The following is a 20,334-nucleotide window of genomic DNA, read 5'->3' as shown; positions in this document are numbered from 1 at the left end:
GCCCGGGCGCCCGCTGTCGCGCGGGGCACGAGGGGCTGTGCGAACGCACCGGCCCACGATGCGCGGACCCGTCAGAAGCCGTACCCCATACGGCGGGACAGCTCGGTGCCCGCCGCCACGGTCCGCTCGGCCACCTCGGTCAGCCGGTCAGGCCCGAGCCGGTACACCGGTCCCGAGACGCTGATCGCCGCGATCACCTCGCCGTCGTGCGAGCGGACCGGCGCGGCCACCGCGGCCAGGCCCAGCTCCAGCTCCTCCAGCGTCACCCCGTAGCCCTGCTCCACCACGGCCTGCAACTCCGCCCGCAGCGCCGAGGCACCGGTGACGGTGCGCTCGGTGAACCGGTGCAACGGCCGCGCCAGCAGGCCCTCGCGCAGGGTGGGCGGCATGTGCGCGAGCAGCACCTTGCCGCTGGAGGTGGCGTGCAGCGGGGTGCGCCGGCCCAGCCAGTTCTGCGCGGTCACCGCCGCGGTGCCGCGGGCCTGCATGATGTTGACGGCCGCGTCGTCGTCCAGCACCGCGATGTTCACCGTCTCGCCCAGTTCGTCGGCGACCTCGCGGCAGACCGGGACGCCCTCCTGGGAGATGTCCAGCCGCACCGCCGCCGCCCCCGCGAGACGCAGGACGCCGGCTCCCAGGTAGTACTTGCCGCGGTCCTTCGCCTGCGCCACCAGGCCACGGTTCTCCAGGACGCCCAGCAGCCGGAAGGCCGTGGACTTGTGCACGTCCAGCTCCTCGGCGATCTCGGTGACCCCCGCCTCGCCGTGCCGGGCGAGGATCTCCAGGACGCTCACGGCGCGGTCCACCGACTGCACCGCGCCGGCCGCTCCCCGGCCGCCCGTCCTCTCCGGGGTCCCCGAGCGCGCCGTGCTCTGGTCGCCGGGGCCGGACTCGTTGCGTGTACGGGGCATGGCCGAGCTGTCACCACCTGCCGGCCCGCTTCGGGCCGCATCTGCGGGAAGCCCTGACGCGACGGTCGTGCCGCCCGGATTCTGTTGCGCATGGCGCTCATGGATGCGTCATACGAAACGTCATGCTACCGAAGCGTGCCTCCCGCGGTCTGGCCGCACTCACCGAGTCCGTGCGGGGACGGCTCAGGGATGCGACAGCCGCTCCCTGCCACCCCGTCGCCGTATCCGCTCCTGCTCCCGCAGCGCCGCCCGCTCCTGACGCCGGCGGGCACGCCGCTCCCGGCGCAGTGCCCGGGCGGTGCTGCTCGGCTCGGAGATCACGCCGTACCGCTGGTTCCACACCTGGCGGGTCACCCACACGTCGACCACGGCCCAGGTGGCCACCACGGTGCTCGCCACGCTGCTGATCACCATGGGGAACGCCAGCCAGGACCCGGCCATGGTGCTCAGGAAGGCCACCATCGCCTGTATCAGCGTCAGCGAGATGACGAGCAGCGCCCGCACCGCCGCCGTACGCACCGGGTCGGGCAGCGGATGCCGCCGTGCGGGCTCCTCCACCCACAACGGCCGGTACTCCCGCTGCGCCTCGCGCCGCTCCGCAGTGCCCTTCACGCTGTCACTCCCCACCGCCGGCAGACCGCTCGCCCCGAAGTCCGAAGACCCGACTCCCCACTAGCTGCCCGGCTTGCGCTGATTTACGCCGCACGAGGTACGGGACAGGGCCTTCCCGGCCCATTCCGCCCCCAACTCCCGTAGAGAAGGACGAACACGACCGACCGAAGATTCCCGTCTGGGAAAAATTCCAGCCAACGCCTTTCCCCGCCCTGGTGCCCGGCCCCGGCGCACCCGGCCGGATCGAGGTGGCAATCTCCCGCAATGCCCGGACAACTCGCCCTCCGCCGCCGCGACGACGGAAGTTCACCTTCCAGACAAGCCTTCGAGCCGGCTGTGCGTCGGTAGTAGGCTCGCGCCGTTTGTTGACGCACATGCGCACCCCCGGCCGGGGGTCGAGCTGGGGGAGGCCATGCGCTTTCGCGGGAAGTCGATCCGCCGGAAGATCGTGGCGCTGCTTCTCGTGCCGCTGCTGTCCCTGACCGCCATCTGGGGCTTCGCCACCGTGGTCACGGGCCGGGACGTGGCCCAGCTCTTCCGGTGCTCCGATGTCATGCAGAACATCGGCTACCCCACCGAGGACACCGTCCGCGTCCTGCAGCAGGAACGCCGGCAGACCCTCGTCTACCTCGCCGACCCGCGAGCCTCCGACTCCCTGTCGGCGCTCCAGCGCACCCGCACCGCCACCGACGGCGCGATCGCGAAGATCCGCCAGAACGCGCGGAAACGGTACCTCCGCCACGGCCTCGGCACCCAGGGCAGCGAACACCTCACCGCCGTACTGGACGCCTTCACCGGGCTGGACTCGCTGCGGCACAGCGTCGAGGACGGCACCACCAGCCGCGCCCAGGCCTACGAGCTGTACAACCGGCTGATCGACCCCTGCTACGCGCTGCTCGGCGGCCTCGACGGCATCGACGACGTCGAGATGGACAAACAGGCGCACGCCCTGGTCAACGTCACCCGAGCCCGCGAACTGCTCTCCCGGGAGGACGCCCTGCTCGGCTCCTCCCTCGTCGTCGGCCGCCTCACTCGCGAGGAGACCCGCGAGATCTCCGACCTCGTCGCCCAGCGCACCCTGCTGTACGACATCAGCCTGCCGCTGCTGCCCGCCGCCGAACGCGAGCGCTACGAACAGTTCTGGACGAACGCCGGCACCGCCCCGCTGCGGGTGGCCGAACAGACCGTCATCGACAACGGCTCCGGCACCCCCGGCGAGGTCACAGCCCAGAGCTGGGACGCCGCCGCGGGCAGTGTCCTGGACGACCTCGGCAGCCTGGACGACCAGGCGGGCGACCGCTTCCAGGACCGTGCGCACCCCGTCGCGATGCGGGTCATCGCCCAGGCCGCGATCGCGGGCCTGCTCGGCCTGCTCGCCCTCCTGTTCTCCCTCTTCCTGTCCGTGCGGATCGGCCGCGGCCTCATCCGGGACCTGCGCCGGCTGCGCCTGGAGGCGCACGAGGCGTCCGGCGTCCGGCTGCCCGGCGTGATGCGCCGCCTGTCGGCGGGCGAACGGATCGACGTCGAGACCGAGGTGCCGCGCCTGGAGTACGATAAGAACGAGATAGGCGAGGTCGGCCAGGCCCTCAACACCCTCCAGCGCGCCGCCGTCGAGGCCGCCGTCAAGCAGTCCGAACTGCGCGCCGGCGTCTCCGAGGTCTTCGTCAACCTCGCCCGCCGCAGCCAGGTGCTGCTGCACAAGCAGCTCACCCTCCTCGACACCATGGAGCGCCGGACCGAGGACACCGACGAACTCGCCGACCTCTTCCGCCTCGACCACCTCACCACCCGTATGCGCCGGCACGCCGAGGGCCTGGTGATCCTCTCCGGTGCCGCGCCCTCCCGGCAGTGGCGCCGCCCCGTGCAGCTGATGGACGTGGTCCGCGCCGCCGTCGCCGAGGTCGAGGACTACGAGCGCGTCGAGGTCCGCCGGCTGCCCAGGGTCGCCGTGACCGGCCCGGCCGTCGCCGACCTCACCCACCTCGTGGCCGAACTGCTGGAGAACGCCACGGTGTTCTCGCCCCCGCACACCGCCGTCCAGGTCATCGGCGAACGGGTCGCCAACGGCTTCACCCTGGAGATCCACGACCGGGGACTCGGCATGACGGCCGAGGCACTGCTCGACGCCAACCTCCGCCTCGCCGAGACCCCCGAGTTCGAACTCTCCGACACCGACCGGCTCGGCCTGTTCGTGGTCAGCCGGCTCGCCCAGCGGCAGAACGTCCGCGTCTCGCTGCAACCCTCGCCCTACGGCGGCACCACCGCCATCGTCTTCATCCCCGACGCACTGCTCAGCGACGAGGTACCGGACACCAACGGCATCGGCTTCCGCCTCGACCGGGCCACGAAGAACTCCGGGCGCCCGACCGGGAGTTCCCGGGCCGCGGCACAACTGCCCGGCCTGCCCACCACGGTGCTCGACGGCCCCGTGGAACTGGAGTCGCCCGTCGACCTCGACGACCTGGACGACTTCCCCGGCGCCCTGCCCGACGAGGACAGCGAGCGCGGCGGACTGTTCCGCCCCCGCCGCGCCATCGGCCGGGGCGACGACCCGGCCGAGGACCCGTCGGCCGACCGGCCGGCGGGGGAGGGGGACGGCGCGCCCGGACCGCGCCCGCTGCCCCGGCGCCAGCCGCCCAAGCTGGTCAGCTCGCACGGCAAGCCGGTCGTCGGCCAGCGCCCCCGCCGCCCCGAGCCGGGCCGCCGGGGCCCCGCGGACCCGGAGCGGGACGCCCCGGACCCGGACCACACGGACGAGAACGCGCCCCGGCCCGAGCGCGGCGGGCCCGCGCCGCTGCCCCGCCGCACCACGGCCGCCCGGCGCCGGACCGAACCCGACAACCTCCCGGGCGCCGGGGAGGCCGCCCCGACCAGCGGCTCCACCGAGGCCCCGGGCGCCCCGGCGCTGCCCCGGCGGACCGGGACCGCCGCCGGCGGACCGGCCCGCGCCGCCCTCCCCGGTGGTACGGACGCGGGCGAGGGAGCACTGCCCCGGCGCGTCCGGCAGGCCAGCCTCGCCCACCAGCTCAGGCAGGACCCCGAACGGCGCTCCGAGCGCGCACAGGCGCCCGCCGACCGCGACGCCGACGAGGTCCGCAGCCGTATGGCCTCGCTCCAGCGCGGCTGGCAGCGCGGCCGCGAGGAGAACGCCACGGGCGACACCGCCCGCGATGGCACAGCACAAGGAACCACTAAGGGGGACGGTCGATGACCGCACCGAAGGCGACCGACCACACGGCGACGGGCAACAGGGAGCTGAACTGGCTCCTGGACGACCTCGTCGACCGCGTCGCCAGCATCCGCAAGGCCGTCATCCTCTCCGGGGACGGACTGCCCACCGGCGTGTCCAAGGACCTGACCAGGGAGGACGGCGAGCACCTGGCCGCCGTCGCATCCGGCTTCCACAGCCTCGCCAAGGGCGTGGGCCGCCACTTCGACGCGGGCGGCGTCCGGCAGACCGTGGTCGAACTGGACGACGCCTTCCTGTTCGTCACCGCCGCCGGGGACGGCAGCTGCCTCGCGGTCCTGTCCGACGCCGACTCCGACGTCGGACAGGTCGCCTACGAGATGACGCTACTGGTCAAGCGGGTCGGCGATCATCTGGGCACCGCCCCGCGCACGGACCTGCCCGCGGGCGGGTAGTGGGATGACATGAGCGGAGACGGTCAGGTGACAAGCCACTGGTTCGACGACGAAGCCGGACCGGTCGTCCGTCCGTACGCCATGACGCGCGGCCGCACCACCAGTGCGGCCCAGCACCGCCTCGACCTGATCGCGGTGGTCGTCACGGAGCCCGACGCGGGGGACGCGGACAAGGACCCGACGCTCTCTCCCGAGCACGTGGACATCGTGGAGCTGTGCCGCACCGCCCCGCAGTCGGTCGCCGAGCTGGCCGCGGAACTCGACCTGCCCATCGGCGTGGTCCGGGTCCTCGTCGGCGACCTCGTGCACGCGGAACTCGTCCATGTCACCCGGCCGGTGCCCCCGGCCGAGCTGCCGGACGAGAGTATCCTGCGCGACGTGATCAACGGCCTGCGGGCGCTGTGACCGGCACGGAAGCGGAGTACTGACGTGACAGGCTGGCAGTTCTGGGTCGACCGAGGCGGCACCTTCACCGACATCGTCGCGCGTCGCCCGGACGGCCGGCTGCTCACCCACAAGGTGCTCTCCGACCACTCCGGCCGCCCGCACACCGGGCCCGGCCCGGGCGGCGGCCACCCCGCCACCGACGCGGCCGTCGCCGGCATCCGCGCCCTCCTCGGCGACTCCCGGGAACCCGTCGAGGCCGTCCGGATGGGCACCACGGTCGCCACCAACGCCCTCCTGGAACGCACCGGCGAACCCACCCTCCTGGTCATCACCCGGGGCTTCGGCGACGCCCTGCGCATCGCCTACCAGAACCGGCCGGCCATCTTCGCCCGCCGCATCGACCTGCCCGAACTGCTCTACGAACGGGTGATCGAGGCCGACGAACGCATCGCCGCCGACGGCACGGTGCTGCGCGCCCCCGACCTGGACGCGCTCGCCCCGCGACTGCGCGCGGCCTACGACGACGGCATCCGCGCCGTCGCCGTCGTCTGCCTGCACAGCCACCTCCACCCCGCCCACGAACGCGCCATCGGCGAACTCGCCGCCCGCACCGGCTTCCCGCAGATCTCGCTGTCCAGCGAGGTCAGCCCGCTGATGAAGCTCGTCCCACGCGGCGACACCGCGGTGGCCGACGCCTACCTCTCGCCCGTGCTGCACCGCTACGTCCGCCACGTGGCCGACGAACTCCACGGGGTGCGGCTGATGTTCATGCAGTCCAACGGCGGGCTCACCGAGGCGGGACAGTTCCGCGGCAAGGACGCGGTGCTGTCCGGGCCGGCCGGCGGCATCGTCGGCATGGCCCGGATGTCGCAGCGGGCGGGCTTCGACCGGGTCATCGGCTTCGACATGGGCGGCACCTCCACCGACGTCTCGCACTTCGCCGGCGCCTACGAACGGGTCTTCGACACCCGCGTCGCGGGCGTCCGGCTGCGCGCCCCCATGCTCGACATCCACACCGTGGCCGCGGGCGGCGGCTCCGTGCTCCACTTCGACGGCTCCCGCTACCGCGTCGGCCCCGACTCGGCCGGCGCCGACCCCGGCCCCGCCTGCTACCGGGCGGGGGGCCCGCTCACCGTCACCGACGCCAACGTGATGCTCGGACGCATCCAACCCGCCCATTTCCCGGCCGTGTTCGGGCCCGGCGGCGACCAGCCGCTGGACGTGGCACTCGTCCGCGACCGGTTCACCGCGCTCGCCCACGAGATCCACGAGGCCACCGGCGACCGGCGGACCCCGGAACAGGTGGCGGAGGGCTATCTGCGGATCGCCGTCGCCGACATCGCCAACGCCGTCAAGCGGATCTCCGTCCAGAAGGGCCACGACATCACCCGGTACGCCCTGACCACCTTCGGGGGCGCGGGCGGCCAGCACGCGTGCCGGGTCGCCGAGTCGCTCGGCATCCGCACCGTCCTCGTACCCCCCATGGCCGGGGTCCTCTCCGCGCTCGGCATCGGCCTCGCCGACACCACCGCCATGCGCGAACAGTCCGTCGAGGCCCCGCTGGAGCCCGCCGCCATGCCCGGCATCCGCGCGACCGCCGCCGACCTGGAGGCGGCCGCCCGCGCCGAACTCGTCGCCGAGGACGTCCCCGAGGACCGCGTCCGGGTCACCCACCGCGCCCAGCTCCGCTACGACGGCACCGACACCACCCTCACCGTCGAACTGGCCGAGCCCGACGCCATGCGGCACGCCTTCGAGGACCGGCATCGCGCCACCTACTCCTTCACCCTCGACCGCCCGATCGTCGTGGAAGCCCTCTCCGTCGAGGCCACCGGCATCACCGCGCCCCCCGATCTGTCCGCCCTCGCCCCGTACGAGGGACGGCCCGCCGCACCCGGGACCGTCCGCCTGCACACCGGCGGCTCCTGGCGCGACGTACCCCTGCACCGCCGCGCGGCCCTTCCCCCCGGCGAGCAGCTCACCGGCCCGGCGGTCGTCACCGAGGCCGGCGCGACGACCGTCGTGGACGACGGCTGGCGGGCCGTGGTGCGCGACGACGGGCATCTGGTCCTGGAACGCACGGCGGTCACGCACAGTTCCCACGCCGGCACGGAAGCCGACCCGGTGCTCCTGGAGGTCTTCAACAACCTCTTCATGTCGATCGCCGAACAGATGGGCGCCCGCCTGGAGTCCACCGCCCAGTCCGTCAACATCAAGGAACGGCTGGACTTCTCCTGCGCCCTGTTCGACCCGGACGGCAACCTGGTGGCCAACGCCCCGCACATCCCGGTGCACCTGGGCTCCATGGGCACCAGCGTCAAGGAGGTCATCCGCCGTCGCGGCACCGCGATGCGACCGGGCGACACCTACGCCGTCAACGACCCGTACCACGGCGGCACACACCTGCCGGACGTCACCGTGATCACCCCGGTCTTCGACACCGGCACCCCCCGGGGCCCGGAGCACCGGCCCCGCCTCCTCTTCCACGTCGCCTCGCGCGGCCACCACGCGGAGATCGGCGGCATCGCCCCCGGCTCCATGCCCGCCCACAGCCGCACCATCGAGGAGGAGGGCGTCCTCTTCGACAACTGGCTGCTCGCCGAGGGCGGCCGCTTCCGCGAGGAGGAGACCCGCCGCCTGCTCACCGAGGCCCCCCACCCCTCCCGCAACCCCCGCACCAACCTCGCCGACCTGCGGGCGCAGATCGCCGCCAACCAGAAGGGCGTCGACGAGGTCCGCCGCATGATCGGCGAGTTCGGCCTCGACGTCGTCCAGGCCTATATGCGGCACGTCCAGGACAACGCCGAGGAGGCCGTCCGCCGCGTCATCGACGCCCTGGACGACGGGGCGTACGCCTATGAGACCGACTCCGGCGCCGTCATCCGCGTCCGGGTGCGCGTCGACCGGGCCGAGCGCCGCGCCACCATCGACTTCACCGGCACCTCGGCACAGCTCGCCACCAACTTCAACGCCCCCTTCGCCGTCGTCAACGCGGCCGTCCTGTACGTGTTCCGCACCCTGGTCGCCGACGACATCCCGCTCAACGACGGCTGTCTGCGCCCCCTGGACATCATCGTGCCGCCCGGCTGCCTGCTCGCGCCCGAGCCGCCGGCGGCCGTGGTCGCCGGGAACGTGGAGACCTCACAGGCCATCACGGGCGCCCTGTACGCCGCGCTCGGCGTCCAGGCCGAGGGCTCCGGCACGATGAACAACGTCACCTTCGGCAACGAACACCACCAGTACTACGAGACCGTCGCCTCCGGCTCGGGCGCGGGCGACGGCTTCCCCGGCGCCGACGTCGTCCAGACCCACATGACCAACTCCCGGCTCACCGACCCCGAGATCCTGGAGTGGCGGCTGCCCGTCCGCCTCGAAGAGTTCGCCGTCCGGCACGGCAGCGGCGGCGCCGGAACCTGGCGCGGCGGGGACGGCGCCGTACGCCGCATCCGGTTCCTCGAGCCCATGACCGTCTCCACCCTCTCCCAGCACCGTCGCGTGCCTCCGTACGGCATGGCGGGCGGCGCACCCGGGGCGCTCGGCGCCAACCGGGTGGAGCGGGCCGACGGCACGGTCACCGACCTCGGCGGCAGCGGCTCCACGGACGTCCGCCCCGGCGACGTACTCGTCATCGAAACCCCCGGTGGCGGCGGCTACGGCCGGCCGTCGCCCGATCCCCAGCAAGCAGGAGAAGCGAACGATGGTGTTCGGCCGTTCTGAGCACGGCAAGCCCCCGGTGGAGCCGGTCACGCTCAAGATCCTCGTGGCCGGCGGCTTCGGCGTCGGCAAGACCACCCTGGTCGGCGCGATCAGCGAGATCAGGCCGCTGCGCACCGAGGAGACGCTCACCGAGGCCGGGCGCCCGGTCGACGACGTCAGCGGGGTGGAGGGCAAGCACACCACCACCGTCGCCATGGACTTCGGCCGCATCACCCTGCGCGAGGGCCTGGTGCTCTACCTCTTCGGCACGCCCGGGCAGGAGCGGTTCTGGTTCATGTGGGACGAGCTGTCCGAGGGCGCGCTGGGCGCCGTCGTCCTCGCCGACACCCGCCGGCTGGAGGACTGCTTCGCCGCCGTCGACTACTTCGAACGGCGCTCCATCCCCTTCCTGGTCGCCGTCAACTGCTTCGACGGCGCCGCCCGTTACCCCGCCGACGCGGTCCGCCAGGCACTCGACCTGGACCCCCAGGTGCCGGTGCTGCTCTGCGACGCCCGCGAGCGGGAGTCGGCCAAGGACGTCATCATCGGCCTCGTCGAACACGCCATGCGCCGCCCCTCCGCCCCCCAACTGACCACGTGACGACCCGGCCACCCGTTCATGAGGGCGACCCGGGCGGGACGGCCCGCCGGCAGGCCGACGGGCGGGTGCGACTGGGCGGCCGGAGGGCCGTCCGGGGTCGACCGGGGCGGGCGGGGCACCGGGCTCACGGCGCGCTCGGCCGTGCCCCGGGTGATCTCGGCGGGGCGGTCTCCGACGGCTGAGCCCCCGGCCGGCCGTGGCGGCTCCGGCGGTGCGGTTCACCACGGGGGCCGGACGGCCGTGCCGTGCGACCGCGGGCTCGCCCCGCCGGGCGGCTCCGCCCGGGGCGTCCGGCCCCCGGCCGGCGTCCTGGCCACCACCCACGCGCGGCCCGTGCGCGCCCTGCCCGTCAGCCCGCCAACCGACCGCCGCGCCGCCCCCGTTCACCACCGCTGCTCGACCGCCGTCCGCTCGCCCGGCGTCGGAGTCGTCGGCCCGCCGCCCCGACGGACCTCGTGGCCCGGTGTCTCCGCGCGCCCCAGCACCCAGCTCGCCCCGTCCAGCGCCTTGGCCGCCTGCTTCAGCGGTGCCAGCCGTGCCGCGGCCTCGCGGTGGTCGCGCACGCCGCCCGGCCCGCAGACCACGGTCGCCAGCGACAGCGTGACCGGCCGCCCGCCCGCGGACCAGGGCGCGTCCAGCACGGCCGCGGCCAGCGGGGCGAGCGCCTCCTCGTCCGCCAGCACCAGGAAGTCGTCCCCGCCGATGTGACCCACCCGCGCCTGCCCGGCGACGGCCTGCGTCAGCGCCCGCCCCACCGACCGGATCAGCTCGTCGCCCGCGGCGAACCCGGCGCCGTCGTTGACCCGCTTGAAGTGGTCGATGTCCAGCCAGCTCAGCGCGAACGGCCGCCCCTGTGCGATGCGCCGGTCCACCTCGCCCGTGATCGCGTCCGAACCGGGCAGCCGGGTCAGCGGATTGAGCCCAGCCGCCTCCTCCACCCGGCTCTCCGCCAGCGCCCGCACCAGGTCCGCGAGCCGTACGACGCCCACGCACCGCTCGTGCGCGTCGACCACCGCCACATCGTCGCTGGTCCGGTCCCGGCCGCCGATCGCCACCACGTCCAGCACCTCCCAGGCGGTGGCGTCCGCCCCCACCGTGCGCGGCACGTCCGCCAGCCGGGCGGCCGGCCGGTCGGCGTACAGGGCGTGCCCGTAACGCCCGGACATCGACAGCAGGAAGCGCGAGCGGTGCAGCGAGCGGACGGGCCTGCCCGCCTGGTCCACCAGCAGCACCCCGGAGACGTCCGGGGAACCGGTGAGCAGGGCCCGCACCTGCCCGGCCGACGCCGTCACCGGCAGCACGGCGGCCGGGCGCACGAACTCCCGTACCGACGGCCCGGTCCGGGGCACGGCCGGGGCGCCGGGGGAGCGGGGCGGCACGTACACGTCCGCCGCGGGGATCCGGGCCGGCGGCGCGAACAGCTCGCCCTGCGCCAGCTGGGCCCCCGCCGACACCGCCGCCGCGTACTGCGCCTCGGTCTCCACCCCCTCCACGGCGACCAGCGCGCCCAGTTCCTCGCACAGGGTCCGCATCGCCCGCACCGCGGCCGGCCGGGCCAGCAGCGAGGCGTCGAGCTTGACCAGGTCGGGGTCGAGGTCGGTGAGCAGCCGCAGCGGCACATCACCGTCCCCGACGCCGTCCGCGCTGATCCGGAAGCCCTGCTCCCGCAGCGCGCCCACCGCCTCCAGCAACGCCCGCTGCGGCACGTGCGTGTACGGCGGTACGACGTCCAGCGTCACCTCCCAGGGCAGCCGCCCGGCCGCCCGCACGGCGTCGTGCAGCGGGGTGAGGCCGCCGAGGTCGGCGAGCGTGGCCGCGAACACATTGACGTGCAGCGGCAGCAACGTCTCCCTGCGCAGGGCCGCGCGGAGCGCCAACACCGCGAGGGAGCCGTCCAGTTCGGGGTCGCGGCGGGCCTCGGCCAGGACGTCGCCGGTCTCCGGGCGGGCGAGCGTCTCCAGTGCGGCGACCGCGCCCGTCCTCAGGTTGACCACCGGCTGGAAGGCGAAGCGGAGAGTGTCCGTCCAGGAGTGCACGGGAGCATGATGGCGCCGCCCGTGCATGCCCAGGGGGAGTTCATCGGACGTTCACACAGGATTTCCGGGCGGTCACACAGCGTGGCGACCCCGGGCCGACCGGAAAAGGGCAGGACCGCACCGCACAGCTTCCGGAAGACGTCCCTCCCGTGATCGGATACAGTCCGCGCGTGTCCGAAAACAAGCAACCAACTGTCAACTCCGCGCCTGGCTCGCACTGTTCGGCCTGCGGAGTGCCCTATGGAGAGGGCGTCACCGGCTGGCCGCGCACCTGCCCGTCCTGCGGCACCGTCGCCTACCGCAACCCGCTGCCCGTGGCCATCGCGCTCCAGCCCGTCTACGACACCCAGGGCACCGCCCTGGTCGTCATCACCCGCGCCATCGCCCCGGCCCGCGGCGGCCTGGCCCTGCCCGGTGGCTACGTCGACGACCGCGAGGACTGGAAACAGGCCGTCGTCCGCGAGCTCAAGGAGGAGACCGGCATCGACGCGGCCGCCCGTGACGTGCGGCTCGTGGACGCCATGAGCTCGCCCGACGGGCATCTGCTGCTGTTCGGCCTGCTGCCCGAGCGCCCGGCCGACGTCCTGCCGCCCTCCGCCCCCACCGCCGAGACGGCGGACCGGCAACTGCTGCGCAGGCCCGAGGAACTGGCCTTCCCCCTGCACAGCGCCGCGGTGCGAGCCTTCTTCGAGGGCCGCTACATCTGACACCCACGGCCCGGCCGGCGCCCGCCCGGCCCGGCGAGGCTCGGGCACCCGTCGGGCCCGGTCGGTCGGTGCCGGTGCCCGGGCAGGCCGAGCCTCGGCGCCTGCTTGGCCTGGGCGGGCTCGCCCCGGCTCCGCGCCCCGCCGACCCCGCCTGCTTCCTCGCGCCCGCCCGGCTGCGCGAGGCCCCGTCCGAGACACCCGCGTTCGTTCGGCTCGGCCGGACTCCGCGCCCACAGGCCCGTTCAGCCGACGTCCGCCGCCGACCGAGCCGAGTCCGCATACCCGTCCCGGTCGGCCGGGCTCACCCGAGCCCCCGCCTCACCGAACTCCCGGCCCCGCCCAGCTCACCCGAGCCCCCGCACCCGCACCGGCCAGGACGGAGTGCTCGACCCGTCCTCTCCCTCCCGTGTGACCAGCACGCGCCCGCCCTGCCTGCGGGCGACGTACCGTTCGAGGTCCGGCTCCTCCCAGCCGTCGCCCGCGTCCGGCACCACCAGTCCGCCCCCGGTGCGGCCGGGTGCCGGTGCCCACGCCTCCAGCTCCGGGCCCTCGTCACCGCGCACGGGCAGCACCGCGCCCGCCCGCGCGAACACCGGTATCCGCCCCGGCGGCGCCGCCACGATCACCTGTGCCGGACCCTCGTAGGCCCGCTCCGTCGCCGTGTCGTACCAGCGACCCCGCGGCAACCGCACCGTCCGCCGGTCGGCGCCGGGTTCGAGAACGGGTGCCACCAGCAGGCCGTCGCCCAGCAGGAAGGCGTCCTCGCAGTCCCGCAGCGCCCGGTCCTCCGGCGCCCCCCACCACACCGGCCGCACATAGGGCGCGCCGGTCCGCCGGGCCAGATGGGCCAGCGTCACGAAGTACGGCAGCAGCCGCCGGCGCTCCCGCAGCGCCGCCCGCGCGTGCTCCAGCACCTCGGGCCCGAACTCCCACGGCTCCCGGCGCCCCGCGCGCAGCCCGGCGTGGGTGCGGAACAGCGGCAGGTACGCGCCGAGCTGGAACCAGCGCAGATACAGCTCCGGCGAGGGGCTGCCGTCGAACCCGCCGATGGCGGGACCCGAGTACGGCACCCCGCACAGACCGAGCCCCAGCACCAGCGACAGCGACGCCCGCAGCCCCGGCCAGCCCGTCGCCACAGCACCGGACCACGTGCCGCCGTAACGCTGCATCCCCGCCCAGCCGGACCGCGAGAACAGGAACGGCCGTTCCTCGGGCGCCAGTTCGCGCAGTCCCTCGTAGCCCGCCCGCGCCATGCACAGCCCGTACACGTTGTGCGCCTCGCGGTGGTCACCGCCGCGCCCCTCCAGCGCGTGCCGGGCCGAACGCGGCAGCGTCGGCTCACCGAAGGCGTGGAAGGACACCGGCTCGTTCATGTCGTGCCAGAACCCGGCGAACCCCTGAGCCAGCCGCTCCTCGTACAGCCCGCCCCACCACGCGCGCACCCGCGGGTCCGTGAAGTCCGGGTACACCGACTCGCCGGCCCACACCACGCCCCGCACCGGCCGCCCCGACGCGTCCCGCACGAACGCGTCCACCGCGGCCCCGCTGTCGTGCACCGCGTTCCCCGCGACCGCCTTCACCGCCGGGTCGACGACCGACACCAGCCGGATCCCGTCCCGGCGCAGTTCCTCGGCGAGCACCGGCAGCTTCGGGAACCGCTCCCGGTCGACGGTGAACACCTGGTGGTCGTCGTAGTGGTCGATGTCCAGATGGACGGCGTCCAACGGCAGCTCCCGCTCCTGGTAGCCCGCCACGATCCGGCGCAACTCCTGCTCGCTGCCGAACCCCCACCGCGCGTGGTGGTGGCCGAGCGCCCAGGACGGCGGCAGCGCGGGCGCCCCCGTCAGCGCGGCCCAGGTGTGCAGCACGCGCGACGGCGCCCCCACCATCACCCAGCAGCGCAGCGGACCGCCGTCCATCCGCAGCTCGCAGTGGCCCGCCCGGTCGTGCCCGGACCCCGCGCCCTCCTCGCCCTCGCGCAGCACCACCGTGCCGTCCCAGGTGGTGTCGTGGAAGACCAGGTGCGTCCCCGCGTCCGCCACCACCAGCTGCACCGGCATCGTCAGGTGCAACGGATCGTCGCCGGGGCCGAACGCGTCGCCGGGATCGGTGTTCCACAGCCGGTACGAGCCGTCCCGCAGCCGCGGTCCCGACGCGCGCCCGCCGAGCCCGAAGAACCGGGCGTCCGCCGCCACCTCCGACCGCTGCAGCCACCGCCCGGGGCCCCCGCCGACCGGCTCCCACCAGCGCGGCGGCAGTTCCCGCCGCAGCACCACCCCGCCCGGCGTGCACACGTCCACCGCGCCGTGCCGGGAGACCACGACGGTCACCCGCTCGGCCACCACCCGCCAGCCGCCGTCCGTGTCCGGTTCCAGCACCGCCCGCGGATCCGGCTCGGGACAACTCCCCGCCAGCGCGTACGAGGGCTGCGGTTCCGCCCCGTCCCAGCCCCAGAACACCGCCCCGTTCACCGCCACCGTGATCCGCAGCTCCGAGCGGCTGAACCGGATCACCCCGCCACCGGGGCCCGGCCGCGCACCCTCCACCCGCCCCGGGACCCGCGCTCGCTCCGCCCCCCGCCGGGGCAGCCCGGCGGCGTCGATCCGCCGTCTGCGCCACGCCGCCCGCACCCCCCGCGCCGCCCGCCCCGAACCGATCACACGCACCGAACGCACCAGGTCACGACCGTCCATGCTGCTCACCCTGCCACCGAGCGCCCCGGCCGCGCGTGCCGTTCAATTTCCGTTCACCTCAGCCGGGGTGCCTTTCACCACTCGGATGATATGAAGCACCCCTGGTGCGGAAGTCGATCACATGGCATCGTCCCTGTCAGCCGCGTCACGCGCACACCCCAGCCGTGCGCGGACCGACGCACACGACGCGCACAGTCCGGGAGCCGCCCCAATGTCGACCGCGAACCCCCAGCCGCTCTGGCAGCCCGATCCCGAGCGGATCGCCGAGGCACGGATCACCACCTTCCAGTCCTGGGCCGCGGCCCGGCACGGGGCGCCGGCCGACGGCGGCTACGCCGCCCTGCACCGCTGGTCCGTGGACCACCTGGGCACCTTCTGGAAAGCCGTCACCGACTTCTTCGACGTGCGCTTCTCGACCCCGTACACGCAGGTCCTCGGCGACCGCGCCATGCCCGGCGCCCAGTGGTTCCCCGGCGCCACCCTCAACTACGCCGAACACGCCCTGCGCGCCGCCGCCGACCGCGCCGACCAGCCCGCCCTGGTGCACGTGGACGAGACCCACGAACCACGGCCCGTCACCTGGTCCGAACTGCGCCGCCAGGTCGGCTCCCTCGCCGCCGAACTGCGCGCCCTCGGCGTGCGCCCCGGCGACCGGGTCAGCGGCTACCTCCCCAACATCCCCCAGGCCGTCGTCGCCCTCCTCGCGACCGCCGCCGTCGGCGCCGTCTGGACCTCCTGCGCCCCCGACTTCGGCGCGCGCAGCGTCCTCGACCGTTTCCAGCAGGTCGAACCCGTCGTCCTGTTCACCGTCGACGGCTACCGCTACGGCGGCAAGGAGCACGACCGCCGCGAGACCGTCGCCGAACTCCGCCGCGAACTGCCCACCCTGCGGGCCGTCGTGCACATCCCGCTGCTCGGCACCGAGGCCCCCGACGGCACCCTCGAATGGTCCGTCCTGACCGCGGGCGACACCGAACCCGTCTTCGAGCAGGTTCCCTTCGACCACCCGCTGTGGGTGCTCTACTCCTCCGGCACGACCGGACTGCCCAAGGCCATCGTCCAGTCCCAGGGCGGCATCCTGGTCGAACACCTCAAGCAGCTGGGCCTGCACTGCGACCTCGGCCCGGAGGACCGCTTCTTCTGGTACACCTCGACCGGCTGGATGATGTGGAACTTCCTCGTCTCCGGCCTGCTCACCGGAACGACGATCGTCCTGTACGACGGCAGCCCCGGCTACCCCGACACCGGCGCCCAGTGGAAGGTCGCCGAACGCACCGGCGCCACCCTCTACGGCACCTCCGCCGCCTACGTCATGGCCTGCCGCAAGGCCGGCGTCCACCCGGCCCGCGACTACGACCTCTCCCGCGTCAAGTGCGTCGCCACCACCGGCTCCCCGCTCCCGCCGGACGGCTTCCGCTGGCTGCACGACGAGGTCCGCGACGACCTCTGGATCGCCTCCGTCAGCGGCGGCACCGACGTCTGCTCCTGCTTCGCGGGCGCCGTACCGACGCTGCCCGTGTACACCGGCGAACTCCAGGCCCCCGGCCTCGGCACCGACCTCCAGGCCTGGGACCCCAGCGGCCACCCCGTCGTGGACGAGGTGGGCGAACTCGTCGTCACCCAGCCCATGCCCTCCATGCCGGTCCGCTTCTGGAACGACCCCGACGGCAGCCGCTACCACGACAGCTACTTCGACACCTACCCCGGCGTCTGGCGCCACGGCGACTGGATCACCCTCACCTCACGCGGCACCGTGATCATCCACGGCCGCTCCGACTCCACCCTCAACCGGCAGGGCGTCCGCATGGGCTCCGCCGACATCTACGAGGTCGTCGAGCGCCTGCCCGAGATCAAGGAATCCCTCGTCATCGGCATCGAACAGCCCGACGGCGGCTACTGGATGCCCCTGTTCGTCCACCTCGCCCCGGGCGCCGCCCTGGACGACGCCCTCGTCGACCGGATCAAGCGGGCCATCCGCGAACACCTCTCGCCCCGCCACATCCCCGACGAGATCATCGAGGTACCCGGCGTCCCGCACACCCTCACCGGCAAGCGCATCGAGGTCCCCGTCAAGCGCCTCCTCCAGGGCACCCCGCTGGAGAAGGCGGTCAACCCCGGCTCCATCGACGACCTCGCCCTGCTCGCCTTCTACGAGGAACTGGCCCGCAAGCGCGCCTGACCCCGTCGCCCCTCGTGCGCGCGGCAGCGTCCGCGCCGCGCGCACGACCAGGAAAACAGCAGGTCAGCGTCGCGCACCCTCCATTGTCAGTGCCGCCGATTACGGTGAGTGAGCACTGATACGACCGCGCGCAATGGGGGAAACATGGCGCACACCGACCACGAGAGCACGCGCAGCGTCCTGCGCCGCGAGATCGCCGGCACCATCGGCCTGCTCGCCGACGAACACGACTTCCGCGCCATGCGGCGCTACCGCAGCTTCACCTTCGACGACCACGCGACCTACCTCCGGCAGGTCGAAGCCGTCCTCCGGGACCGCGCCGCGGACGGCGGCCACACCACACTCGCCCTGTTCGACCCCGAGGACTACGCCGCCTACTGCGCCGAGACCGGCCTGGACCCCGACCTCCCCGCCACCCGCACCCGCTTCACCGCCGAACTCGCCGCCACCGGCCCCACCATCGCCTACGACGGCAGCCCGCTCGCCACCCTCGTCCCCGCCCTCGTGGACGAAGCCGTCCGCCGGGCCACCTGGGAGTACGCCACCACCCTGCTCACCCGCCTCGGCCCCTGCCCCACCTGCGGCGAGGACATCGGCCGCGCCGCCTTCACCCGGGCCTCCGACCTCCTGGTCCGCATCCTCGACACCGCGCCACCCGGCGACCGGCACCTCGTCTGCACCGTCACCGGACCCCCGGACACCCTGGTCTCGGTCCTCCACGGCGACCTGGACACCCACGGCGCCACCCGGCTCGACGAGGCCGAGGCCCTGGAGTTCACCAGCGTCCTCGCCCTGGGCCTCGCCACCCGCAGCCCCGGCGGACTGGTCCTGCGCACCAGCGCCCCAGGCACCCCCGACCGCGTCCACGGCTGGCGGCTGCGCGCCGGCGCCCTCGAACCGCTCACCGCGGCCGAGGTGTTCGACGCCTACTGCACCGACGCCGAGACCGGCGACCTCATCGCCCCGGAACCCGGCGTCGACTACTGCGCTCCCCCCGACCTCGGCGAGGAGCGTGGGGCCGGCGACCACCGCCACTGACCCGGCACCGCATACGGCAGGCGCACGACAGGGGCGTCCCACCCGAAGGCGGGACGCCCCTGCACACCCGGCACCCGGCTCACCCGCCGGCACCGGTACCACCACCGGCCCGGCTACTCGCCGGACAGCACGCCCCGAGCCGCGACACGCGCCTCCTCGGCACTGTCCGCCGCACGCGCCGCCGCCGCGGCCCGCTCGCACTGCGCCAGCGTGTACTTCGCCAGCGCCGCACGGACGTACGGAATCGACGCCGCCCCCATGGACAAGGAGGTGACACCCAGCCCGGTCAGCACACAGGCCAGCAGCGGATCGGACGCCGCCTCACCGCACACACCGCAGCTCTTGCCCTCGGCACGGGCCGCCTCCGCGGACAGCGCCACCAGGTCCAGCAGCGCCGGCTGCCACGGGTCCTGCAACCGCGACACCGCGCCCACCTGCCGGTCCGCCGCGAACGTGTACTGCGCGAGGTCATTGGTCCCCAGCGAAAGGAACTCGACCTCCTGGAGGATCGAACGCGCCCGCAGCGCGGCCGACGGGATCTCCACCATGGCCCCGAACTTCGCCGCCAGCCCCGCCTCCCGGCAGGCGTCCGCGAACGCCTTCGCGTCGGCGCGGTCCGCCACCATCGGCGCCATCACCTCGAGGTGGACGGGCAGCCCCTCCGCGGCCTTCGCCAGCGCGGTCAACTGGGTGCGCAGCACCTCGGGGTGGTCCAGCAGCGTCCGCAGACCCCGCACGCCCAGGGCGGGGTTCGGCTCGTCCGCGGGGGTCAGGAACGCCAGGGGCTTGTCCGCGCCCGCGTCCAGCACGCGCACGACGACCCGGCCCTCGGGGAACGCCTCCAGCACCTGCCGGTAGGCCGCGATCTGCTTCTCCTCGGACGGAGCGCGCTCACTGTCGTCCAGGAACAGGAACTCGGTACGGAACAGACCGACGCCCTCGGCCCCGGCCGCCACGGCCGCCGGCACGTCCGCGGGCCCGCCCACATTGGCCAGCAGCGGCACCTGGTGACCGTCCGCCGTCGCCCCCGGCCCCGTCGAGGCGGCCAGCGCGGCCTTGCGCTCCGCGGCCTCCGCCGCCAGCCGCTCCCGGCTCTCCTCGCTCGGGTTCACGAAGACGTCACCGGTGCTGCCGTCCACCGCGACCACCGTGCCCTCGGCCAGCTCCACCGCACCGGGCAGCGCCACCACGGCCGGCACGCCGAGCGCCCGGGCCAGGATCGCGCTGTGACTGGTCGGCCCGCCCTCCTCGGTCACGAAGCCGAGCACCAGGGAAGGGTCGAGCAGCGCCGTGTCGGCGGGCGCCAGGTCCCGCGCCACCAGGACATAGGGGTGGTCGCTGTCCGGCACACCCGGCATGGGAACGCCCAGCAGCCGGGCGACGATACGGTTCCGCACGTCATCGAGGTCCGCCACCCGCCCGGCGAGGTACTCCCCGGCCCCGGCCAGCAGCTCCCGGTACGCCGCGAACGCGTCGTACACCGCGCGCTCGGCGGTGCTGCCGACGGCGATCCGCCGCTCCACATCCGCCATCAGCTCGGGGTCCTGGGCCATCATGGCCTGTGCTTCGAGCACGGCCTGGGCCTCGCCCCCCGCCAGGTTGCCGCGCGCCGTCAGGTCGGCGGCCACCGCGTCCACCGCCTGTCGGGCGCGGCCCTGCTCCCGGCCCGCCTCCTGTGCGGGGATCTGCTTGGCCGGCGGCTCCAGCACCGCCGTGCCCATGTGCCGGACCTCGCCGATCGCCACGCCATGGCTCACACCGACGCCTCGCAGCGTTGTCTCCATCTCACCCGTCTCCGGATAGTGCGGCGGCCCCCCGCCGCGGTGGTCGTC

General features: G+C 74.2%; 13 protein-coding genes. 8 read left to right on the top strand and 5 right to left on the bottom strand.

The annotated features are described in order from the left end of the window. Positions 1–71: 71 nt before the first annotated feature. Positions 72–911 carry an IclR family transcriptional regulator gene (locus tag BLW85_RS08880; RefSeq protein WP_244174847.1) on the bottom strand — a complete coding sequence of 280 codons (840 nt, stop codon included), beginning with the start codon at positions 909–911 and terminating at the stop codon, positions 72–74. Positions 912–1,094: 183 nt separating this feature from the next. Further along, complete coding sequence (locus tag BLW85_RS08875) at positions 1,095–1,547, bottom strand: hypothetical protein (protein WP_071828515.1); 453 nt, start codon at positions 1,545–1,547, stop codon at positions 1,095–1,097. A 388-nt stretch (positions 1,548–1,935) separates the two neighbouring features. Between BLW85_RS08875 and BLW85_RS08870 the strand changes: the two genes are divergently transcribed. From BLW85_RS08870 to BLW85_RS08850, 5 genes are read left to right on the top strand one after another with little or no spacing between them, the layout of a single operon-like run. After that, on the top strand, positions 1,936–4,734 hold the full coding sequence (locus BLW85_RS08870; protein ID WP_074991774.1) for a sensor histidine kinase: 2,799 nt from the start codon (positions 1,936–1,938) through the stop codon (positions 4,732–4,734). Continuing rightward, positions 4,731–5,165, top strand: a complete 435-nt coding sequence (locus tag BLW85_RS08865; RefSeq protein ID WP_070029982.1) for a roadblock/LC7 domain-containing protein — start codon at positions 4,731–4,733, stop codon at positions 5,163–5,165. Before BLW85_RS08870 ends, BLW85_RS08865 begins: the two co-directional genes overlap by 4 nt. 9 nt (positions 5,166–5,174) lie before the next feature. After that, positions 5,175–5,570: a DUF742 domain-containing protein gene (locus tag BLW85_RS08860; RefSeq protein ID WP_074991773.1), complete on the top strand. Its 396-nt coding sequence runs from the start codon at positions 5,175–5,177 to the stop codon at positions 5,568–5,570. A 24-nt stretch (positions 5,571–5,594) separates the two neighbouring features. Next, a complete protein-coding gene (locus BLW85_RS08855; RefSeq protein ID WP_074991772.1) occupies positions 5,595–9,269 on the top strand; it encodes a hydantoinase B/oxoprolinase family protein in 3,675 nt (1,224 codons plus the stop codon). Further along, positions 9,250–9,849, top strand: a complete 600-nt coding sequence (locus BLW85_RS08850) for a GTP-binding protein (protein WP_070029979.1) — start codon at positions 9,250–9,252, stop codon at positions 9,847–9,849. The genes BLW85_RS08855 and BLW85_RS08850 overlap by 20 nt, the downstream gene beginning before the upstream one ends. 383 nt (positions 9,850–10,232) lie before the next feature. Here the strand turns inward: BLW85_RS08850 and BLW85_RS08845 are convergent, their stop codons facing one another. Further along, positions 10,233–11,885, bottom strand: a complete 1,653-nt coding sequence (locus BLW85_RS08845; RefSeq protein ID WP_107409281.1) for a GGDEF domain-containing protein — start codon at positions 11,883–11,885, stop codon at positions 10,233–10,235. 170 nt (positions 11,886–12,055) lie between these two features. Between BLW85_RS08845 and BLW85_RS08840 the strand changes: the two genes are divergently transcribed. Continuing rightward, positions 12,056–12,592: an NUDIX domain-containing protein gene (locus BLW85_RS08840; RefSeq protein ID WP_070030264.1), complete on the top strand. Its 537-nt coding sequence runs from the start codon at positions 12,056–12,058 to the stop codon at positions 12,590–12,592. A 344-nt stretch (positions 12,593–12,936) separates the two neighbouring features. Here the strand turns inward: BLW85_RS08840 and BLW85_RS08835 are convergent, their stop codons facing one another. Continuing rightward, complete coding sequence (locus BLW85_RS08835) at positions 12,937–15,285, bottom strand: TIM-barrel domain-containing protein (RefSeq protein ID WP_074991770.1); 2,349 nt, start codon at positions 15,283–15,285, stop codon at positions 12,937–12,939. A 211-nt stretch (positions 15,286–15,496) separates the two neighbouring features. Here BLW85_RS08835 and BLW85_RS08830 point away from each other — a divergent pair, with 211 nt between their 5' ends. After that, complete coding sequence (locus BLW85_RS08830) at positions 15,497–17,464, top strand: acetoacetate--CoA ligase (protein WP_074991769.1); 1,968 nt, start codon at positions 15,497–15,499, stop codon at positions 17,462–17,464. A 144-nt stretch (positions 17,465–17,608) separates the two neighbouring features. Further along, on the top strand, positions 17,609–18,502 hold the full coding sequence (locus BLW85_RS08825) for a hypothetical protein (RefSeq protein WP_074991768.1): 894 nt from the start codon (positions 17,609–17,611) through the stop codon (positions 18,500–18,502). A 113-nt stretch (positions 18,503–18,615) separates the two neighbouring features. Here the strand turns inward: BLW85_RS08825 and ptsP are convergent, their stop codons facing one another. Next, positions 18,616–20,286, bottom strand: coding sequence for a phosphoenolpyruvate--protein phosphotransferase (gene ptsP / locus BLW85_RS08820; RefSeq protein WP_074991767.1), 1,671 nt, complete (start codon positions 20,284–20,286; stop codon positions 18,616–18,618). Between the last annotated feature and the right edge of the window lie 48 nt (positions 20,287–20,334).

This window comes from Streptomyces misionensis (assembly GCF_900104815.1).
In the GTDB taxonomy this organism is placed as follows: Bacteria; Actinomycetota; Actinomycetes; order Streptomycetales; family Streptomycetaceae; genus Streptomyces; species Streptomyces misionensis.
This window is presented reverse-complemented; position numbering and strand designations above follow the sequence as displayed.